Annotated in this window: 21 protein-coding genes; 7 read left to right on the top strand and 14 right to left on the bottom strand. The window is 71.7% G+C overall.

All coding sequences use genetic code 11. The annotated features are described in order from the left end of the window. Positions 1-12: 12 nt before the first annotated feature. The 6 genes from FHU34_RS30190 to pdxH form a co-directional block, all read right to left on the bottom strand. Complete coding sequence (locus tag FHU34_RS30190) at positions 13-1,176, bottom strand: acyl-CoA dehydrogenase family protein (protein WP_145786032.1); 1,164 nt, start codon at positions 1,174-1,176, stop codon at positions 13-15. A 44-nt stretch (positions 1,177-1,220) separates the two neighbouring features. Further along, the gene (locus FHU34_RS30185; RefSeq protein ID WP_145786031.1) at positions 1,221-1,526 is read right to left on the bottom strand and encodes a type II toxin-antitoxin system VapB family antitoxin; all 306 of its coding nucleotides are present in this window, start codon (positions 1,524-1,526) and stop codon (positions 1,221-1,223) included. Positions 1,527-1,713: 187 nt separating this feature from the next. Continuing rightward, on the bottom strand, positions 1,714-2,316 hold the full coding sequence (locus FHU34_RS30180; RefSeq protein WP_145786030.1) for a nitroreductase family protein: 603 nt from the start codon (positions 2,314-2,316) through the stop codon (positions 1,714-1,716). Beyond that, positions 2,316-3,245, bottom strand: a complete 930-nt coding sequence (locus tag FHU34_RS30175; protein ID WP_145786029.1) for an aldose 1-epimerase family protein — start codon at positions 3,243-3,245, stop codon at positions 2,316-2,318. Before FHU34_RS30175 ends, FHU34_RS30180 begins: the two co-directional genes overlap by 1 nt. Positions 3,246-3,263: 18 nt before the next feature. Then, entirely contained in the window at positions 3,264-4,562 is a 1,299-nt protein-coding gene (locus FHU34_RS30170) for an MFS transporter (RefSeq protein ID WP_145786028.1), read from the bottom strand. Continuing rightward, on the bottom strand, positions 4,559-5,188 hold the full coding sequence (pdxH, locus tag FHU34_RS30165; RefSeq protein ID WP_145786473.1) for a pyridoxamine 5'-phosphate oxidase: 630 nt from the start codon (positions 5,186-5,188) through the stop codon (positions 4,559-4,561). Before pdxH ends, FHU34_RS30170 begins: the two co-directional genes overlap by 4 nt. Positions 5,189-5,467: 279 nt before the next feature. Here pdxH and FHU34_RS30160 point away from each other — a divergent pair, with 279 nt between their 5' ends. The 3 genes from FHU34_RS30160 to sepH all read left to right on the top strand — a co-directional run bounded on the left by FHU34_RS30160 (position 5,468) and on the right by sepH (position 9,172). Further along, a complete protein-coding gene (locus FHU34_RS30160; RefSeq protein ID WP_145786027.1) occupies positions 5,468-6,574 on the top strand; it encodes a citrate synthase 2 in 1,107 nt (368 codons plus the stop codon). Between the two features lie 202 nt (positions 6,575-6,776). Next, positions 6,777-7,904, top strand: coding sequence for a phosphoserine transaminase (gene serC / locus FHU34_RS30155; RefSeq protein ID WP_145786026.1), 1,128 nt, complete (start codon positions 6,777-6,779; stop codon positions 7,902-7,904). 185 nt (positions 7,905-8,089) lie between these two features. After that, positions 8,090-9,172 (top strand): septation protein SepH, encoded by a 1,083-nt coding sequence (sepH, locus tag FHU34_RS30150; RefSeq protein ID WP_145786025.1) that lies wholly within the window; start codon positions 8,090-8,092, stop codon positions 9,170-9,172. A gap of 179 nt (positions 9,173-9,351) precedes the next feature. On the opposite strand, the gene thpR is transcribed toward sepH, so the two are convergent. The 5 genes from thpR to FHU34_RS30125 form a co-directional block, all read right to left on the bottom strand. After that, positions 9,352-9,933 carry an RNA 2',3'-cyclic phosphodiesterase gene (gene thpR, locus FHU34_RS30145; protein ID WP_145786024.1) on the bottom strand — a complete coding sequence of 194 codons (582 nt, stop codon included), beginning with the start codon at positions 9,931-9,933 and terminating at the stop codon, positions 9,352-9,354. Between the two features lie 2 nt (positions 9,934-9,935). After that, the gene (locus FHU34_RS30140; RefSeq protein ID WP_145786023.1) at positions 9,936-10,445 is read right to left on the bottom strand and encodes a hypothetical protein; all 510 of its coding nucleotides are present in this window, start codon (positions 10,443-10,445) and stop codon (positions 9,936-9,938) included. Between the two features lie 102 nt (positions 10,446-10,547). Then, positions 10,548-11,831, bottom strand: coding sequence for an MFS transporter (locus tag FHU34_RS30135; protein ID WP_145786022.1), 1,284 nt, complete (start codon positions 11,829-11,831; stop codon positions 10,548-10,550). Between the two features lie 72 nt (positions 11,832-11,903). After that, entirely contained in the window at positions 11,904-12,353 is a 450-nt protein-coding gene (locus FHU34_RS30130) for a MarR family winged helix-turn-helix transcriptional regulator (RefSeq protein ID WP_197699303.1), read from the bottom strand. A 115-nt stretch (positions 12,354-12,468) separates the two neighbouring features. Continuing rightward, complete coding sequence (locus FHU34_RS30125; protein ID WP_145786021.1) at positions 12,469-13,947, bottom strand: NCS2 family permease; 1,479 nt, start codon at positions 13,945-13,947, stop codon at positions 12,469-12,471. A gap of 88 nt (positions 13,948-14,035) precedes the next feature. Here FHU34_RS30125 and FHU34_RS30120 point away from each other — a divergent pair, with 88 nt between their 5' ends. Continuing rightward, the gene (locus tag FHU34_RS30120; protein ID WP_145786020.1) at positions 14,036-14,281 is read left to right on the top strand and encodes a DUF2530 domain-containing protein; all 246 of its coding nucleotides are present in this window, start codon (positions 14,036-14,038) and stop codon (positions 14,279-14,281) included. 19 nt (positions 14,282-14,300) lie between these two features. On the opposite strand, the gene FHU34_RS30115 is transcribed toward FHU34_RS30120, so the two are convergent. Then, positions 14,301-15,230 (bottom strand): DUF3027 domain-containing protein, encoded by a 930-nt coding sequence (locus tag FHU34_RS30115; RefSeq protein ID WP_208745223.1) that lies wholly within the window; start codon positions 15,228-15,230, stop codon positions 14,301-14,303. Here FHU34_RS30115 and FHU34_RS30110 point away from each other — a divergent pair. Continuing rightward, positions 15,229-16,830, top strand: a complete 1,602-nt coding sequence (locus FHU34_RS30110; protein ID WP_145786018.1) for an MFS transporter — start codon at positions 15,229-15,231, stop codon at positions 16,828-16,830. The genes FHU34_RS30115 and FHU34_RS30110 overlap by 2 nt on opposite strands. After that, positions 16,827-17,477: a futalosine hydrolase gene (locus FHU34_RS30105; protein ID WP_145786017.1), complete on the top strand. Its 651-nt coding sequence runs from the start codon at positions 16,827-16,829 to the stop codon at positions 17,475-17,477. Before FHU34_RS30110 ends, FHU34_RS30105 begins: the two co-directional genes overlap by 4 nt. Before the next feature lie 13 nt (positions 17,478-17,490). Here FHU34_RS30105 and FHU34_RS30100 read toward each other — a convergent pair whose 3' ends face one another. Next, positions 17,491-18,354: a helix-turn-helix domain-containing protein gene (locus FHU34_RS30100; RefSeq protein ID WP_244312055.1), complete on the bottom strand. Its 864-nt coding sequence runs from the start codon at positions 18,352-18,354 to the stop codon at positions 17,491-17,493. Positions 18,355-18,904: 550 nt separating this feature from the next. On the opposite strand from FHU34_RS30100, the gene FHU34_RS30095 reads away from it, so the two are divergent. Continuing rightward, positions 18,905-19,735: a 1,4-dihydroxy-6-naphtoate synthase gene (locus FHU34_RS30095; RefSeq protein ID WP_145786015.1), complete on the top strand. Its 831-nt coding sequence runs from the start codon at positions 18,905-18,907 to the stop codon at positions 19,733-19,735. On the opposite strand, the gene FHU34_RS30090 is transcribed toward FHU34_RS30095, so the two are convergent. Further along, positions 19,696-20,082 carry a cold-shock protein gene (locus FHU34_RS30090; RefSeq protein ID WP_088986676.1) on the bottom strand — a complete coding sequence of 129 codons (387 nt, stop codon included), beginning with the start codon at positions 20,080-20,082 and terminating at the stop codon, positions 19,696-19,698. The genes FHU34_RS30095 and FHU34_RS30090 overlap by 40 nt on opposite strands. Positions 20,083-20,084: the final 2 nt, after the last annotated feature.

Here is a 20,084-nt window from a genome sequence, read left to right as displayed (position 1 = left end):
CAAACGGGCAGGTCAGGCGAACGCCGAGAGCCCGGTGAGCCGCTGTCCCACGACCAGTTGGTGGATCTCGGACGTGCCCTCGTACGTCAGCACGCTCTCCAGGTTGTTGGCGTGCCGCATGATCGGGTATTCGCCGGAGACGCCGTTGGCGCCGAGGATGGTGCGGCACTGCCGCGCGATGGCCAGGGCCTCCCGCACGTTGTTCAACTTGCCCACGCTGACCTGGTCGGGCCGCAGCCGGTGGGCGTCGGCGAGCCGACCCAGGTGCAGGGCGAGGAGTTGCCCCTTCACCAGCTCGACGGCCATGTCGGCGAGCTTGGCCTGGGTGAGCTGGAACCCGGCGAGCGGACGGCCGAACTGGGTGCGGGTGCCCGCGTACGCCAGTGTGGTTTCCAGACAGTCGCGGGCGGCGCCGACCGCGCCCCAGACGATGCCGTACCTGGCCTCGGTGAGGCAGCTCAGCGGCGCCTTGAGCCCGCTCGCCTCGGGCAGTCGGGCGTCCGCCGGGAGCCGGACGTCGTCGAGCGCGATCTCGCCGGTGACCGACGCGCGCAGCGACATCTTCCGGCGGATCTCCCGGGCCGTGACACCGGGCGTGTCCATGGGTACGGCGAAGCCGCGCACTCCCTCGTCGGTGCGCGCCCAGATCACCGCGACGTCGGCGATCGGCGCGTTGGTGATCCACATCTTGGCACCGGTGAGCACCCAGTCGTCGCCGTCGCGGCGGGCCCGGGTGGTCATCGAGGCGGGGTCGGAGCCGTGGTCCGGCTCGGTCAGACCGAAACAGCCGATCGCCTCGCCGGTGGCCATCGACGGCAGCCAGCGTTGCTTCTGCTCCTCGCTGCCGTAGCGCCAGATGGCGTACATGGCGAGCGAACCCTGCACCGAGACCAGCGAGCGGAGGCCGGAGTCGCCGGCCTCCAGTTCCTGGCAGGCCAGCCCGTACGCGACGGCGGAGGCACCCGCGCAGCCGTAGCCGGTGAGGTGCATGCCGAGCAGGCCGAGTTTGCCGAACTCCCGGGCCAGTTCGCGGGCCGGCACCTGGCCCTGCTCGTACCAGTCTGCGACGTGCGGGCGCACCCGGTCGTCGACGAGCTGGCGGACGACGTCGCGGATCTGCCGCTCTTCGTCGGTGAGCGACGGGTCCAGGTCGAGCAGGTCCAGCGGAGCGGTCATGGACGCCACCTTAACGAAGGCTCAGCGCGCGACAGAAGGGCTCGTCACTCGATCGACTCGGAGAGCACCAGCACCCGGGCGTGGATCTGGTTGCGCTGCTGGAGGGCGGCGCGCAGCGCGCGGTGCAGTCCGTCCTCCAGGTAGAGCCCACCGTTCCACTGCACCACGTGCGGGAAGAGGTCACCGTAGAAGGTGGAGTCCTCGGCGAGCAGCTTGTCGAGCGCCAACTCGCGCTTGGTGGTGATCATCTGGTCCAGGCGCAGTGGCCGGGGCGGAATCTCCGCCCACTGCTTGAGCGTCAGATTGTGCTCCGGATAGGGACGCCCGTCCCGGACCGCTCTGAAGATCACGACGGCACGCTCCCCTCCCCGTGGCCGGGCCGACCGACGGCGCCGAGCCGGGCCGCGGCGGGCACCGCGCGGCGCGGCACCGATGACCGTGCCAGCCTAGCCGCCCACCGCACGCTGCGTTTCGCTCCCTGATGTCAGTTTCACTACCGGTCGTCCGATCCTCAAGCGGACAAACGGGACGGCGCGCTCAGCTCCACCGGCCGCGCCGCACCACCTCGTCCATCGGACGACGTCCCCGACGCAGCGACGGTGACCTATGGTCGGCCGCTCGGTAACCGATTGTGACGGCACCGACGGGTTGGTACTCCTCCGGCACGCCGAACGCGTGCCGGTAGGTGGCCAATCGCTGCGGCGGAATGCCGAAGAAACAGGCCCCCAACCCCTCGTCCACGGCGGTGAGCAGCATCAGCAGCGCCGCGAAGCCGGTGTCCACGTGCCAGTACGGCACCGGCCAGCGGTCCACGGACTGGTCCGTCCACCCCTTGTCCGGCTCCGCGTACCGCCGCAGGTAGGCCGACTCGTTGGCGTGCGGCACCACGATCAGCGGCGCCCGGCGCATGCCGGCCAGCCAGCGTTCCCGCCCACCGCCGTCGGGTGTGGTGGCGGCCCAGAACCGCTCCCGGTCGGCGGGCTCCTCCAGGACCAGGAAGCCCCAGCCCTGAGCGAAGCCGGCCGACGGTGCCCGGACCGCGTGGTCGAGCAGCCGGTTCACCACGTCGGGCGGGACCGGGCGGTCCGGGTCGTAGTTGCGCACCATCCGCCGACGCCGGACGACCTCGGCGAACTCCATCAGGCCCCGGGCCGGATGCCCCAGGCACCCCGCCAGGTCGTACCGGGCTTGAGAGTGAGCAGGTCCCGGCCCGAACGGAACGCGTCCGGCGGGCAGGTCATCGGCTCGATCGCCACCGAGCGGCGGTGCCGGTCACCGACGAGGGCGTCCCCGGTGAACACCTGCCACCAGCCGAACTCCGCGTCCGCCCAGATGCTGACCCCCGCCGAACCGTCCGGCGCGGCCAGGCTCACCGACGAGCCGCCGTCGGGGTCGCGGATCACCTCACCGAAGCAGAGATCCAGCTCGGCGGCACCGATCCGGCGCGGGCTGGTCCAGTCGTACTCCGTCCCGGCCACCGGTGTCACGCCGACCGGCAGCAACCGGCCGTCCACCAGCATTCGGGTACGGGTCGGCAGCCGCATGACCAGGTCGTCGACCGCGACCCCCGGCAGTTGCAGGTACGGGTGCACGGAGAAGCCGAACGGCGCGGCCTCCTCGCCGGTGTTGGTCACCTCGTGCTCGACGCGCAGCCCGTCCGCGCCGACGCTCCAACGGCTGAGCAGCCGCAGCGGCCACGGGTAACCGGGCTGCGGCGGAAGGTCGTAGCCGACGGTCACGGCGTCCTCGGACTGCTCCAGCAGACGCCACGGCACCCAGTTGACCAGGCCGTGGATGGCCACGTGCCGCTCCGGCTCGGTCAGCGGCAGCTGGTGCGTCCGCTCGCCGAACGCGTAGCGGCCGTCGCGGATCCGGTTCGGCCACGGCGCCAGCACCTGTCCGGCGCAGCCCGGGCTGACCTCGTCGGTCCGGTACCCGTCGACCAGGTCGACGCCGTCGTGCCGGTACGTCCGGAGCCCGCCGCCCACCTCCACGATGACGGCCTCGTGGCCGGCGGCGGAGATGGTCCACTGGGCGCCGGAGAACGGGCGCTGATCGGGGCTTTCCATGTCGGCGACCCTAACCGGTCAGGTTCGGTCGCCGCTCGACGCCGTCACCGCCCGGTAGCGCAGCAACGCCGGGAACGCGACAGCGAGCACCACCACGAGCACCGCCGAGGCGAGCCCGCCGGCCACCCAGGCCACCCCGCCGCCGAAACCGGCGGCCATCGTGCCGGCCCGCAGGTCGCCCAGGCGTGGGCCACCCGCCACCACCACCGTGTTGACGCCCTGGAGTCGGCCGCGCATCCGGTCCGGGGCGTAGACCAGCAGCATCGACTGGCGTAGCACCGCGCTGATCAGGTCGGCGGCACCGGCCACGGCGAGCAGGAGCACCATCAGCCAGAGCTGGTGGGCGAGACCGGCCGCGGCGATCGCCAGGCCCCAGCCGACCACCGCGAGCACCAGACCGACGCCCTGCCGGCGGAGTCGGCCGATCCAGCCGGAGGTCAGCCCACCGATCATCGAGCCGATCGCGATGGCGCTGTAGAGCAGGCCGACCGACCCTCCGCCGCCGAACCGTTCGTGGGCGATCTCCGGGAAGAGCGCCCGCGGCATGGCGAGGATCATCGCGATCAGGTCCACGCCGAAGGACAGCAGCAGGACGGGTGTGCTGGCCAGGTAACGGAATCCGTCGACGACGCTGGCCAGACCGGCCCGGCGGACCTGACCGTCCTCGGTCGGCTCGGGCGGCAGCTTGGGCAGTCGCAGCGCGGCCCAGAGCATCGCTGTGAACAGCACAGCGTCCAGCCCGTACGCGATCGGCAGGACCACGGCGGTGTCCGGCGACGCGGAGAGGATCAGGCCGGCGGCGAGCGGCCCGGCCACCGAGGCGGCGGTGAACGTCGTGTAGTTCAGGGTGGTGGCGGACGCCACCAGGTCCTCCGGCACCAGGCGGGGCAGCATCGCGCTGCGGGCCGGCGAACTGATCGCGAACGCCACCGACTGCACCGCCATCAGCGCCAACAGCAGCACCGGGCTGCCCACGTCCAGCACCGCCTGGAGCAGCAGTCCGAGAGTGGATGCCCAAAGCAACAATGAGCCACCGAGCAGGACGGCACGTCGGTCGCGGGCGTCGGCGACCGCGCCGCCCCAGAGCCCGAAGACCAGCAGCGGTACGAAGGCCGCCACGCCCAGCAGACCCACCCAGAACGAGTCCCGGGTCAGGGCGTACATCTCCACCGGCACCGCGACGGCGGTGAACTGGAAACCGAACATCGCCACTGTGTTGCCGAGCCACAGCCGCCGGTACGCGGGCACGCGCAGCGGCCGTACGTCGATCGCCCAGCGGCGCGCTCCGCGCGGCCGAGCCTCCTGCACACCCGTCACGGCGCCAACCGCTCGACGACCCAGCCACCCTCGTCGAGGCGGCGGAAGCGGAGCCGGTCGTGCAACCGGCCGGACCGGCCCTGCCAGAACTCCACCGACTCGGGGTGCACCCGCAAACCGCCCCAGTGCGGCGGGGTCGGGATCTCCGCCGCGCCGGCGAACCGCTCGGTCACCTCCCGGTAGCGCTCCTCCAGCACCGACCGACCCGACACCACCTGGGACTGTGGGCTGGCCCAGGCGCCCAGTTGGGAGCCGCGCGGCCGGCTGGCGAAGTACGCCTCGCTCGTCGCGCGGTCGACCGGGGCGACCCGCCCGGCGACCACCACCTGACGCTGCATGGGAAACCACGGAAAGACCAGGCTGGCGTACGGGTTGGTGGACGCCTCGACGCCCTTGCGCGACAGGTGGTTGGTGAAGAAGACGAAGCCCTCCGGGTCGTACCCCTTCAGCAGCACCGTCCGGCCGCTCGGCCGGCCCGCCGGGTCTGCGGTGCCCACCACCATCGCGTTCGGTTCGGGCAGCCCGAAGGCCACCGCGTCGGCGAACCAGCTGTCGAACTGGCCGTGCCAGTCGGTGGCCAGGTCAGCCTCGGTCAGGCCCAGGTCTGCGGCGTACTCGTTACGCATCGCAGCCGGGGCGGGTGTGTCACCCGTCACGTCCCCACTCCTTCTCGGCGCGCTCGCCGGCACCCTCCCGCGCTGGCCAGCCCGCACTGCCCAGTCTCACCGAGCGAAGCGGAGATTGCGCGCCCGAGGATGTCGCGTGCAGCACAGTCGCAGCGGGTCGCGTATCCCTTACTCAGCAGGCAGTATGTTGCGAACACATCCCTGAGGGTCGCCTAAGGCGCTCGGCCGACCAGGCCGGATGAGCTGTTCGGGCGCACCGACCAGATCCAGGAGAGCGACATGGCCGATTTCAAACCCGGGCTGGAGGGCGTCGTCGCCTTCGAGACCGAGATCGCCGAACCTGACCGCGAGGGTGGCGCGCTGCGCTATCGCGGGGTCGACATCGAGGATCTGATCGGCCAGGTGTCGTTCGGCAACGTGTGGGCGCTGCTGGTCGACGGCCGGTTCGGGCCGGGCCTGCCGCCGGCGGAGCCGTTCCCGGTGCCGGTGCACTCCGGTGACATCCGCGTCGACGTGCAGTCCGCGGTCGCCATGCTGGCCCCGTACTGGGGGCTCAACCAGCTGTTGGACATCTCCGACGAGCAGGCCCGCGAGGATCTGGCCCGGGTCTCGGTGACCGCGCTCTCCTTCGTCGCCCAGTCCGCCCGGGGCCTCGGCCTGCCGGCGGTGCCGCAGAAGGAGATCGACAAGGCGCAGACCATCGTCGAGCGGTTCATGAAGCGCTGGCGCGGCGAACCCGACCCGCGGCACGTGAAGGCCGTCGACGCGTACTTCATCTCGGCCGCCGAGCACGGCCTGAACGCGTCCACCTTCACCGCTCGCATCGTCGCCTCGACCGGTGCGGACGCGGCCGCCTGTATCTCCTCCGGCATCGGCGCCCTCTCCGGTCCGCTGCACGGTGGCGCCCCGTCCCGGGTGCTCAGCATGCTGGAGGCGGTGGAGCGCAGCGGCGACGCGGAGGGCTACGTCAAGGGCGTACTCGATCGCGGCGAGCGGTTGATGGGCTTCGGCCACCGCGTCTACCGGGCCGAGGACCCGCGCGCCCGCGTGCTCCGGCGCACCGCCAAGGAGTTGGGCGCGCCGCGCTTCGAGATCGCCGAGGCGCTGGAGAAGGCCGCCCTCGCCGAGTTGCAGGCCCGCCGCCCGGACCGGGTGCTGGCCACCAACGTCGAGTTCTGGTCGGCCGTGGTGCTGGACTTCGCCGAGGTGCCGGCGCACATGTTCACCTCGATGTTCACCTGCGCACGGATGGGCGGCTGGAGCGCGCACATCCTGGAGCAGAAGCGCCTCCAGCGGCTGGTGCGCCCGTCCGCCCGCTACGTCGGCCCGGAGACCCGCAAGCCGTCCGACGTCGAGGGTTGGGGCGCGATCCCGCACGGCGTCTGAGCTGCTTACCGGGGCCCCGGCCCGACGTTCGGCGTCGGGTCGGGGCCTCTGCGCGTCGCGCCCCGGTCGGGCACGACGGTGTGGCGAAGGCCTCAGACCTGCCCACAGGGGCCCGGCTTCCACCGATGGGTCCGGGTGCGAGGATGGGGGCCGGCAGTGTCGCCGGGCCCGCCCTCGCCCTTGTGGAAGGATCTTGAAGACCGTGGCTGACGCACCGACCATCCGGATTCCCGATGACATCAAGCCCGCCGACGGACGTTTCGGCTGCGGCCCGTCCAAGGTCCGTCCCGCGGCGGTGTCCGCGCTGGCCGAGGTCGCGACCAGTTACCTGGGCACCTCGCACCGGCAGAAGACGGTCCGTGACCAGGTGGCCCGGCTGCGCTCCGGCATCGCCGAGTTCTTCTCGCTGCCCGAGGGCTACGAGGTCGTGATCGGCAACGGCGGCACCACCGCGTTCTGGGAGGTCGCCACCTTCGGCCTGATCCGCGACCGGGCCCAGTTCGCCAGCTTCGGCGAGTTCGGCGCCAAGTTCGCCAAGTCGGTGAAGGACGCGCCGTTCCTGGGCGAGCCGACCGTTCGCAAGGCCGACGCGGGCAGCGCGCCGACCCTGGTCGCCGAGTCCGGCGTGGACGCGTACGCGACGCCGCAGAATGAGACCTCGACCGGTGTGGCGGTCCCGATCAGCCGGGTGGCCGGCGCGGACGAGGGCGCGTTGCTGCTGGTCGACGCGACCTCCGGCGCGGGTGGCCTGGAGGTCAACGTCGGTGAGACCGACGTCTACTACTTCGCCCCGCAGAAGTGCTTCGGCTCCGACGGTGGCCTCTGGTTGGCCCTGATGTCGCCGGCCGCGCTGGACCGGGCCGCCGAGATCAAGGCGTCCGGGCGCTACATCCCCGCCTTCCTCGACCTGGTCACCGCGATCGACAACTCGCGGCTGGAGCAGACCTACAACACCCCGGCGCTGGCCACCATCTTCCTGGCGGCCGAGCAGACCGACTGGATGAACGCGCAGGGCGGCCTTTCCTGGGCGGCGAAGCGCACCGCCGAGAGCGCCGCCACGGTGTACGGCTGGGCGGAACGTTCCACGGTGGCCACCCCGTTCGTGACCGACCCGGCACTGCGCTCCAACGTGGTCGCCACGATCGACTTCGCCGACGGGGTGGACGCCACGGCCATCGCGAAGGCGCTGCGCGCCAACGGCATCGTGGACACCGAGCCGTACCGCAAGCTCGGGCGCAACCAGCTCCGGGTGGCGCTGTTCCCGGCCGTCGAGCCGGCCGATGTCGAGGCGCTGACCGCGTCCATCGACTACGTGGTCGAGCGACTCTGAGCTTCGTCACGGTCGGTGTCCGTCGGGGCCTCCACGGACACCGACCGTGATCATCGCCGCAGCTCAGTCACGACATGCGGGGTGTCGCTTCCCCCACCCCGAGGCAGATGCGCGTACGGTGGTCGGAGACGCCTGGGTGGCCGACTCGTGGCGTGCGGCCAGCGAAGCGGGACGGAGGCAACGCAATGCGCCCAGTACGCTTCGTCGCCCTCTCCGAGGACGGCCATGCCCTGGTTCTCGCCGACGAGGTCGGGCGGTTGCTCGCGCTGCCGATCGACGAACGGATCTCCGGCGCGCTGCACGCCGAGCCGGGCGCGCCGCCGCTCGTGGTGGCGCCGACGGCGGCCGACCCGACTCCCTCACTGTCCCCTCGGGACATCCAGGCCCGCATCCGCTCCGGTGAATCCGCCGAGGATGTGGCCCGGATCGCCGGCGTGCCGGTCGACCGGGTGCTGCGATACGCCGGTCCGGTGTTGCAGGAGCGGGCGATGCTCGCGCAGCACGCCCGCCGCACCCGCCTCAAGGGAGCGGAGAAGCCCACCCCGCTCGCCGAGGTGGTCAACGGTCGGTTGAGCCAGCACGGCATCGACACCGAGAAGATCTCCTGGGACGCGTACCGGCGTGACGACGGCACCTGGCGGATCATCGCCACCTGGCCGTCCGGCAAGGCCACCGCGCAGGCCATCTGGGATCTGGACAAGACCCGGCAGTCGGTGGCCCCGCACGACGACATGGCGCAATACCTGTGCGCCGAGCGGCCCACGCCGATCCTCGGCCAGGAGCCCGCACCGGAGCGGGGCGGGCACGCCCTGCCCGGTCCGTCGCGTGGTGAGCCGAGCCGTGGCGGGCACGGGTTGCCGGCAGCGTCCGAGCACCCGCGTCCCGGTCGGGATCCGATCCGTGCAGGCCGCGACGCGCTGCTCGCCTCACTGGACCGTCCACTCGGCGCCTCGTCCGGCCGTGGTCTGGAGCCGCGTACTCCGGCTGCTCTCGCCGGGTCGGACGCGCCTCGGCAGCGGCCGGTCGGCGGGGGCGCTGCCGCGCTGCTCGGCGGCGGCCAGGGGTCGGCCTTCGACGACGACTCGGACGCACCCAAGGAGGTGCCGGCCGTGCCGTCGCTGGCGGTGCTGCGGCCTCGCCGGACGGGCGCCGCGGCGGCTGCCGGCGGCGGCGAGTCCACCGACGCGAACGGCAAGCCGCGTAAGCGGTTGCCCAGCTGGGACGACGTTCTCTTCGGCAGCGGCCCGGCGGCGCGCGAGTCCTCCTGACGCTTCGCGTTGACGGGTGGTGGTTCACCACCCGTCAACGCGAGACGTCGAACGGCCCAGAGCCAGAGTGCGAGGGGCAGCGGGGCCGTGATCGGCTCGGCTTCGCGGAGACCGGGCTGTCGACGCGAGCAGGAGGCCTCGATTTCCGAGAACCCGAGGGGATCACGACCTCGGGGCGGTCAGAGCGGCCAGGCGGCGAGCCGTTCGTAGCGTGATGGCCGCGAGTCGAGGTGGCTGCGCATCAGCAGCAGCTCGGCTGCCGGCCATTCCGGGCCCTGGTAGTCGTCGAGATCGGCCCGGTCGGCCTCGATGTCGGCCAGGTCCATCCGATCATTGGGCCGGGCGATGGTCAGGTGCGGGCGGAACGACTTCTCGTCGTACGGCAGCCCGGCGTGCCGCAGCCGGGACCGGATCAGCCGGGCCAGCGCATGCAGGGCTTCGACCTCGCCCCGAAGGCCCACCCAGAGCGCAGTGGACCGACCCTGGCCGAACCGACCACCGCCGCCGAGACTCAGCCGGGGCGCGGCGTTGCGGTCGTCCCGGAACGACTCCGCGGCCAGCCCGAGCGCGCTCTCCACCTCGACCAGCCGGGCAGCCTCGACGTCACCGAGGAAGGCCAGCGTGACATGGAGGTGGGCCGGTTCGGCGAGCCGGACGTTGACACCGGCGGCGGCCGCGCTGGCTACCCGTAGGCGGGTGACCCGCGCGCTCAGGTGGTCGACCGACTCGGGACGGGGGTAGACCGCGACGAAGAGCCGCACGCTCAGCGGTGCCGCTGCCAGTGCCCGGCCCTCGCCGCCGGCAGGCTCAGCCCGGCGGCGTGCAGCACACCCTCCACCCGGACCCGCTCGATCTCCTGGTCGACGCCGTCCAACTCGCCGAGGTGCTCGGTGATGTCGAGGGCTCGGCAGGCGAGGCGAAGACGATCGTCGTACGCCTGGAGCAGCGCGCCGTGCCAGACCATCGGTCGGCCGGGGACCCCGAGCCGCTGGCCGCCCAGACGCCGCAGGTCGGCGGCGAGCTGTTCCAGGGGACGACGGTCGGGGCTGTCGAAGGCGCTGAGGTCGATGTCCCGGGTCAACGCGTCCGCCTCGATGGCCCGGTCGAGGCGCGCGATCGTCCGTTTCTCCCGCCGCCGCTCACGCCACTCGGACCAGCCGCAGACCATCCGGTCGATGATCTCGTCGTAGCAGAAGAGCAGGGCGAATGCCGCCGGAAGACTGGCCACGGCGAGGAGCGCCAGGGCCAGCATCAGCGCGCGCTCGACTCCCACACATCGACGCTAAGCCCCATCGTGCCCCCTCGCCAGCGGTTTGCGCGCATCCGCGCCATCCGCAGAAGACGGCGCGGATGGCGCGGAAGCGCTTCGGACCGGTCAGCAGTCGGTGGACGTGACGTAGAAGCGGGGCATCGGCAGCACCCGGAAGCGCAGCCGGGCACCGGAGTGGCGCAGCTGCCAGGTGAGCGCGATCAGGGCGGTGGCCAGCGAGATCAGCCCGCCCATCCAGATACTGGCGCCAGCGCCGAAGTGCTCCGCGACCCAGCCGATCAACGGCGCGCCGACCGGGTTGGTTCCCAGGAACACCAGCACCCACAGGGCCATCACCCGGCCCCGGAAGGCCGCGTCCACGCCCATCTGGATGCGCTGGTTGGCGGCCTGGGCGAAGAAGACCATGCAGAAGCCGGTCGGCACCAGCAGTGCCACCACCAGCCAGTACGTCGACGCGAGGCCGACCAGGGTGCCGAAGCTGGCGCAGGCGATCGCCGCACCGAGCACCAACCAGACCGACGGGCGACTACGCCGGCCGGTGCCGCTCAGCGCGCCGCCGAGGGCACCGACGGCCAGGGCGGTGCTGAACAGGCCGAAGGAGGCAGCGCCGGTGTGGAACACCGTCTTGGCCAGCGCGGCCAGGGTGAGCTGGAAGTTGAACAGCGACATGCCGATCACCGACATCATCGCCATCGGCATCAGCAGGTCGGGGCGCCGCCACACGTACCGCAGACCGTCGACGACCCGTGCGGACGCCCGCTCGTCGCGCGGCAACAGGGCGTCGCGGTGCAGGTCGGCCGTCCGCATGCGGACCACGTTGACCAGGGGCGCGATCGAGCTGAGGGCGGTGAACAGGAACACCGGCCCCACGTCGAACGCGGCGATGGCCAGGCCGGCGACGGCCGGGCCGACGATCCGGGCGGAGTTGAACACGGCGGCGTTCAGCGACAGCGCGTTGGGCAGCAGAGACGTGCCGACGAGTTCGGAGACGAACGCCTGACGGACCGGGGTCTCGACGGCGTTGGCAGTGCCGAGCAGCGCGGCGAAGGCGAAGACGTGCCAGAGCTGCACCAGATCGGTGAGGACCAGCACGGACATGCCGAGCGCCAGCACGGTCCAGAAGGTGTTGGCGGCGAAGAGCAGCACCCGCTTGTCGTACCGGTCGGCGAGCCTGCCGGAGAGCAGGGTGAGCAGCAGCACCGGGGTGAACTGACACGCGGTGACCACGCCGAGCGCGGTCGCCGAGTTGTCGGAGAGCTCGAGGACGAGCCAGTCCTGGGCGATGAACATCATCCAGACGCCGATCAGTTTGATCAGCTGCCCGGACGCGAAGAGGCGGTAGTTGCGGACCTGTAGGGACTGGAACATCGTGCTCAGCTTGGCCTGCACTCTTGGTGCGCCTCCTCCGGACGTACGCGTCATCGACAGGTGACGGCACGGACCCGGTGGCGCGGGCGCGGCTCAGGCGCGAGCGAGCTGCTGGAGAATCTGGGCGGCCCTCTGCAGGGTCTCCCGTTCGTCCTCGTCGAGCGCGGCCAGCCGGTGGGCCAGCCATTCGTCGCGGGCCCGCTCGAACTGGTCGAGCACGGCCTGCCCCCCTTCGGTCGCCGCGAGGATGACCTGCCGGCCGTCGGTCGGGTGGGGTGTCCGCCGCACGAGGCCGCGGTCCTCCAACTTCCCGACGATCTTGGTCATCGTCGGTGGCTGCACCCGCTCGACGTCGGCCAGTTCCCTGGGCGTCAGCGCGCCCGCCAGCCGCAGGCTGGTGAGCGCGGAGACCTGGGTGACTGTGAGGTCGCCGACCGGTCGGGCCTGGCGGACCCGCCGGTTGAGTCGGGTGATCGCATCACGCAACTGGGGAGCCAGTCGCGCCGGTGGCACGCGTTCCGCCGTCACCGTCCGCTCCATCACGTTAGTTAGCTTAACTAATGAGCCTGGCTAACGACATCTCATATGACCAGGCTCACGAGGACATTGGTGCAGTTCCGGGCGAGGAATCCTGTTCGACTCCCCGCCCGGACGACCGTCAGAGCACCAGGGACTCGATCGGCCCGCGCAGGAAGTACAGCACGAACAACGCGGCCACCCCGTACAGCAGCGGGTGGATCTCGCGGGCCTTACCCTTCGCCAACTTGACCACCACGAAGGTGATCAGGCCGGCGCCGATCCCGTTCGAGATCGAGTAGGTGAACGGCATCAACACGATGGTGAGGAACGCCGGAATCGCGATCTCGTAGTCGGACCAGTCGATCGTCCGCACCGCGGTCATCATCAGGAAACCGACCACCACCAGGGCCGTCGATGCCGCCTCGAACGGCACGATCACCACCAGCGGCGCCAGGAACATCGCCAGCAGGAACAGCACGCCGGTGACCAGGTTCGCCACACCGGTCCGGGCACCCTCCGCGACACCGGCGGCACTCTCGATGTACGACGTGTTGCTGGACGTGCTGGCCGCACCACCGGCCGCCGCGGCGATCGAGTCGACGAGCAGGATCTCCTTGGCCCGCGGCGGGGTGCCCTTCTCGTCGAGCAGGCCACCCTCCTGGCCGACGGCCACCATCGTGCCCATGGTGTCGAAGAAGTCCGTGATCAGCAGCGTGAAGACGAACATCAGCACGACCACCCAGCCGGCCCGACCCCACGAGTCGAGCACGTTGAACTTGCCGAGCAGCGACAGGTCGGGCAGGTCCACCACCGTCTTCGGCAACTCCGGCACGTTCAGCGACCAACCCTTCGGGTTGGGTTGACCGTTGACGAACGACGGGCCGATGTTGCCGATCGCCTCCACGATCACCGCCAGCACCGTCGAGGCGAGGATGCCGATCAGGATCGCGCCCCGCACCCGACGGACCACCAGCACCAGGGTGATCAGCAGACCCACCACGAAGACCAGCATCGGCCAGCTCACCAGCTTGCCGCCGATGCCCAGACCGACCGGGACGGTGGTGTTGGCGTCGTCCGGGATCCGCCGGACGAACCCGGCGTCGACCAGGCCGATGATGGTCAGGAACAGACCGATGCCGACGCCGATCGCGGTCTTCATCTGGGTCGGCACCGCGCGGAACACAGCGGTCCGCAAACCGGTCAACACCAGCACCGCGATGATCACACCCTCGATCACCACCAGGCCCATCGCGTCGGCCCAGGTCATCTCGGGGGCGATCTCGTACGCCACCAGCGCGTTCACGCCCAGACCAGCGGCGAGCGCCAACGGGAACCGGCCGACGACACCCATCAGGATCGTCATCAGACCGGCGACCAGCGCGGTAGCGGCAGCCAGCGCGGGAATCGGGAGGGTCTTGCCGTCACCGTCGACGGCACCACCCAGGATCAGCGGGTTGAGCACCACGATGTACGCCATCGTGAAGAAGGTCGCCAGGCCACCGCGTACCTCGCGGCTCATCGTCGAGCCACGGGCGGAAATCTCGAAGAACCGGTCGAAGCCGTTACGCGGTTGAGCGGGGTTGGGAGGTGTGCCGTTCTCGGGCGGCGCTACTGCCATCGGGTCCTCGCAGGTGATCTTCCGGTTGTCGCGCGCATCGTCCCAGATCAGCGACGGGCAGGGGAAGTCAGTCGCGTACGCTTGCCGAATGCCGAACGAGCAGCCACCGCGGCCCGCACCGCTGGACCCGCCGATGGTGCCGTTCGCCCTCGCCGGGTTGATCGCGTGGGCGGTGGCCGGGCTGGTCCTGCTGATCTTCTTCCGGGGTTGGCTGACCGACAACGGTCACCAGAACTGGCTCTGGACCTGCCTCGCCGGTTTCCTGTGGGGCTTCCCGGGGCTCGCCGTCATGATGCGGCACGACGCCAACCGACGCCGACGCCGCGCGAGCTGAGCCCGGCCGCCGCGAACGGTCAGGGGTGCCCGTACGGCTCCGCCGGCTCGGCGTTCTCCACCGAGCCCGGGGCACGGCTGACCGACATGGCCTCCACCGCGCTGTCGTCGTACACCGTGGGTAGTTCTTCGACGGCGGTCTCGGCCGCCTCGATGAGCGTCTCGGAGTGCGCGCCGCAACCGTGGTCGGCGCTCACCACCCGGCCGTCGTCCGGGGCGAAGAAGTTGCCGCACGCACCGAAGGCCTGCCGCATCGCACCGGCCAGCGGCAGGTAGAAACCGCAGCTGCCGCAACGGGCAGCGGCCGGCGCGGCCGTGGAGATCGGAGCGTCGGGGCCGTGGTCGCCGTCGTACCAGCGCTGCGCTGCCTCGATGCGGCCCTCGCGGGAGAACACCCGCGCCCGCCCGAGGCCCAACTCCCACGCGGTCTCCTCGACCGCCGGATCGTCGGAGAGCAGGTAACCGGGGACCAACCGGTCGTCGTCCGGCGAAGTCGGCAGCAGATCGCCCGGACCCAGGTCGCCCGGCTTGAGACGCTCCTGCCAGGGCAGCCAGCCGGGCGCGAGCAGCGCGTCGGGCCCGGGAAGCAGCACCGTCTCGCAGATGGTCACCGTCTTGCTGCGCGACACGCGGGTGACGGTGACCGCCCACCGCCAACCCCGGTAGCCAGCGAGGCGGCATTCGAAGTAATGGGTGACCAGCCGTTCACCTTCGGCAACAACCTGCAGGTGGTCGCCAACATCGTCGGCGTCGACCTCGGTGATGCCAGCACGAGCCACCTCGACGGCGGCGGCGCAGACCTGGTCGAGACGGGCGGCACGGGTGGAGGCGGGCCTGGTCACCTCACCATTGTTCCCCATGCGCCCCGCAGGGGTGACAGGGACTCCCGGGGAACCTTTCCCCGCAGTGGTGCGGCGTACCTGGATCAGATGGGCGAGGATGGTGCACATGCCGTCGTACTCCCGCTCCGAGCGATCCCTCCTCGGGCGGACGGTCGGCACCGGCATTCGCGCCGTTCGCCTGCTGTTCCGCGGTTCGGTGGGCAGCGGCCGCTGGGTGACCCGCCGCGCCGGTCGGGCCCGGGCCCGGGGCGCCGGCGGCGAGGTCGGCATGGTGCGCCTGTTCGACCTGCACGCGCTCTCCTGCGCCGGCGACACCCTGATCGCCATCGGCCTGGCCGGGACGATCTTCTTCAACGTGCCGCTGGGCGAGGCCCGCAGCAAGGTCGCGCTCTACCTGCTGGTGACCATGGTGCCGTTCGCCATGCTCGCCCCCGTGGTGGGCCCACTGCTGGACCACTTCCGGCACGGCCGGCGGTACGCGCTGGCCGCGACGATGCTGGGCCGCGCGTTCCTGGCCTGGTTGATCTCCGACTACATCCATGGATTCGGGCTCTATCCGGCCGCGTTCGGGGTGCTCGCGCTGTCCCGGGCGTACGGCGTGGCCAGGTCCGCGGCCGTGCCCCGGTTGCTGCCGGAGGGCCTCGGCCTGTCCCAGGTGGGAGCCCGGGCCAGTGTCTACGGCACGGTCGCGGGCGCGCTTGTCGCTCCGATCGGGCTGGCCGCGTTCTGGTTCGGGCCGCAGTGGCCGCTGCGCGTCGCGTCGGTGATCTTCCTGGTCGGCATGGTGATCTCCCTGCGCCTGCCGCCGAAGGCCGACTCGGAGCCACCGGAGCGGGTCCCCCGGCCACTCCGCGCGCTGGGCAGACACCGTGGCGACCGACCCCTGGGCCGAGGTCGCCCGGCCGGCCGCCTGGTGATCGCCACGCTGATCGGCTCCGCGACGCTCCGCGCGGTGTACGGCTTCCTCCTGCTCTTCCTCGCCTTCGCGATCAAGAAGGGCGACCTGACCACAGTGGTGTTCGGCCGGGATCTGGGCGCCGAGTGGGCATTGGGGGCGGTCGGCGGCGCGCTCGCGGTCGGCACGTTCCTGGCCACCGCCATCGGCACCCGTCTGCGCATCCACCGGCCGGCCGCCATCCAGTCCAGCAGCATGATCATCGTGGCTGGTGTGGCGGTGCTCGCCGTCATCCAGTTCTCGCTGGTGATGGTCGCCCTGCTCTGCCTGGTCGCGGCCCTGGTCAGCGGGATATCGAAGCTGGCCGTGGACGCCTCGATCCAGGAGCGCATCCCGGAGCGACTGCGGGCGAGTTCCTTCGCCCATTCGGAGACGGTGCTGATGCTCGCCTTCGTCGCCGGCGGAGGGCTGGGGCTGGTTCCGTTCAACGGTCGGATGGGCATCGCGGTGGCCGCCGGGGTCGGCGTCCTGGCCGCGATCCGGGGTGTCCTGGTCGCTGCCCGCCTGCGGGGCGAGAAGCTGGCCGGCCGGCCGCTCGGTGACGACGAGCTGACCGAGGACGAGCCGGCCGACGAGCCCGCGGATGTCGCGCCCACCTCGCCGGCCCCGACCCAGGCCAGCTCGCCACGGTACGACGACCCGAGCCTGGCTCCTCCCGGCTACCACATCTACCGTCCGTCCTCCGCGGTCGGCGGCCCGGGTGGCGGGGCGGACGACGAGACCCGCCGCGAATCCCCCGGCTCGGTCTCGTGACCGGTCTGCTGGTGGTGACGGCGGTCCCCGCCGAGGCGGAAGCGGTCCGCGCCGGCCTGACCGACCACACCGTGACCGTCACGCCGGTCGGCGTGGGCCCGGCCGTCGCCGGTGCCGCCACCGCCCGGCTGCTGGCGCTGGCCGAGGCCGCCGGCCGCCCGTACCGTGCGGTGATCAGCGCCGGCGTCGCCGGCGGCTTCACCGGGCGGGCCGAGGTCGGCGACACAGTGCTCGGCACCGCCAGCATCGCCGCCGATCTGGGCGCCGAGTCACCGGACGGGTTCATCCCCGTCGACGAGCTGGGCATGCCGCCGGCGATGCTGGGCGTCGGCGGCGTGGTGCCGGCCGATCCGAGCCTGCTGGCGGCACTGCGGGCCGCACTCCCGGCGGCCACGACCGGGCCGGTGCTCACCGTCAGCACCGTCACCGGCACCGAAGCCAGCACCCGGGAGCTACGCCGAAGGCATCCGCAGGCGGTCGCCGAGGCCATGGAGGGGTACGGGGTGGCGGTCGCCGCCGCCCTGGCCGGGGTGCCCTTCGCCGAGTTGCGCACCATCTCCAACCCGATCGGCCCGCGCGACCGAGACGCCTGGCGGCTGCGCGAAGCCCTCGCCGCACTGACCACGGCAGCGCCAGCGCTGCGCTGAGCCAGCCGCCGACTCACTTGTAGCTCTGCCGCCCCGGACGGCCCAAGCGCAGCGCGGCGGGCCGGCGGGCCTCGATCTCGAAGCCGCACGCCAATAGCAGGTCGATGCCTGCACCCTCGGCAAGCGCGGCCACGTCCTCGACACCCGCCTCACGCATGCCGGCGAGCAGAGCCGTGACCAGCCGACGCCCGAGCCCCAGCCGCCGGTACCGAGGGTCGACGAGCACGCCGTCGAGCACCATCTCGCGCTCCGCCATACCGGGGTGCCATTCCCCGTGCTCAAGGTGGGGACTCCGCTCATGTGCCCGGAGTTCCCCGACCGACTGCCCGTCGGGCAACTCGGCGATGTACCGCCAGCAGGTGGCCGGCAGATCGCCGACGAGCCGGCGGACCTGGGCCGTCCGACGAACCTCATCGCCCCACCGCCGGTTGTCGCGGTAACGCCGGTTCAGCTCGTACGCGGCCGGTGGCAGCGGAAGTGGATATCGCTCGGGCGGCAGCCTGTACCACTCCGCCCACCAGGCACCCGGCCAGTCCCGAGGCTCGTCCACTGGCCAGACGTCCAGGTGAGCCGGGTACCGCCGCCCGGCTTCGTCCCGCATCTCGTCGTGCGGGACCGGCGTCGGCTCGGTGACGGCGAGGGCCGTCGGCACGCCGACGGCCACCTCCCCACCCGCTGCCGTGACCAGACGCTCCACCGTCCGGAAGCGGGGATCGGCAGCGCGCCCCGACTCGATCCGGGCCAGCGTCGGCTGCGGCACCCCGGACCTCTCAGCCAACTCCCGTTGACTGAGATCAGCGCGACGGCGCAGAGCTCGGAGAGCTCGGCCGAGGTCAGCCTCGCCGGTTCCATCTGGGCAGTCGGTCGCCTCTGTCACAGGTCGATGCTCCCGGCTGATCGAGGCTCTATCAACAGCCATGTCAGGGCTGTGGATAACCCTGTGGAAAAGCTCTCGGGCCGGTGGATGGCACCTCCCAACGCCCCTTTGGAGCTGAATCGTTTGCGGCATCACCGCGCCGACCCTCATCTCCAGGACCGTGCTGCCCCAAGACCGCCCAGCCTGGGCGCGGTCAGCGGCACCGCCCGCCACGACACGGACGAGGCCCGACCCGGCGCGGTCCGGCACGGCGAGGTCCGGCGCGGCGAGGTCCGGCGCGGCCCGGCGCGGCGCGGCGCGGGCGAGGCTCGACCGGCGCGGCATTCTCCGGAACAGCCCCGCCCGATGCGATTCGTTTACGACATCAGCTCCAAAGGACGCCTGAGGCACGCGCCCCGCTGGCGTCGTCGACCGCCTTCGCCTCCGATCCGACCCGCCGGCCCGACCCGACCCGCCCGGCCAGGCCAGGCCAGGCCTCCGAGCTGTCACGGATCACAGTGGGCGGGGTGGGCACGGGCCTCAGGGCGGGGGCAGGGCTAACGTGAGGGGCGTGGCGCTCTCCCTGGCGATCTCGCCCTGCCCCAACGACACGTTCGTCTTCCACGCGCTGGTGCACGGGCAGGTCCCCGGCGCACCGCCGGTCGAGGTGACTTACGCGGACGTGGACGTCACCAACACGGCGGCCGAGCGGGGCGCCTTCGACCTGGTCAAGGTCAGTTTCGCGGCGCTGCCCTGGCTGCTCGACGACTACCACCTGCTGCCCTGCGGTGGCGCGCTCGGTCGTGGCTGCGGCCCGCTGGTGCTGACCAGGGGCGACCGCACCGACCTGTCCGGCGCCACGGTGGCGGTGCCGGGCGACCGGACCACCGCGTACCTGCTGTTCCGGCTCTGGTCGGCCGGGCAGCCGCCAGCCCGGATCGAGGTGGTCCCGTTCCACGAGATCATGCCGGGCGTCGCGGCTGGGCGTTACGACGCTGGGCTGGTCATCCACGAGGCCCGGTTCACCTACCACCGACACGGCCTGAGCGCGCTCGTCGACCTCGGCGAGTGGTGGGAGGCCGACACCGGCCTGCCCATTCCACTCGGTGCGATCCTGGCCCGACGCGGCGCCGTCGACCCGGAGGCCGCAGCCGGCTGGGTCCGCGAGTCCGTCCGGCAGGCGTGGGCCGACCCGGCCGCCAGCCGGGAGTACGTGTTGGCGCACGCCCAGGAGATGGAACTCGACGTCGTGGACCGGCACATCGGCCTCTACGTCAACGAGTTCACCGCGGACCTGGGTGAGGCCGGTTTCGCCGCGGTGGCGGCACTGCTCGACCGCGCCGCCACCGCCGGCCTGGTGCCTCAGACCTCCAGCTCGCGCGCCACCGCGTGGACCAGCTGAGCGATCTTCTGCGCGGTCTTCTTGTCCGGGTACCGACCCCGGCGCAGGTCGGGCTGGACCTTGGCCTCCAGCACCTTGATCATGTCTTCGACCAGGCCGTGCAGCTCCTCAGCCGGTCGACGGCGCAACTCCGCCATCGACGGCGGCGCGTCCAGCAGCTTGACTCCCATGGCCTGCGCGCCCCGACGGCTGTCCACCACGCTGAAGTCGACCCGTTGGCCACCCTTGAGGTCGGTGACACCCGCCGGCAACGCCCCCTTGGGCAGGAACACGTCCCCGCCCTCGTCACTCGTGACGAAGCCGTATCCCTTGGCCGTGTCGTACCACTTCACTCGACCCGTAGGCACCT

The organism is Micromonospora taraxaci, from assembly GCF_007830095.1.
GTDB classification, from domain to species: domain Bacteria; phylum Actinomycetota; class Actinomycetes; order Mycobacteriales; family Micromonosporaceae; genus Micromonospora; species Micromonospora taraxaci.
This window is presented reverse-complemented; position numbering and strand designations above follow the sequence as displayed.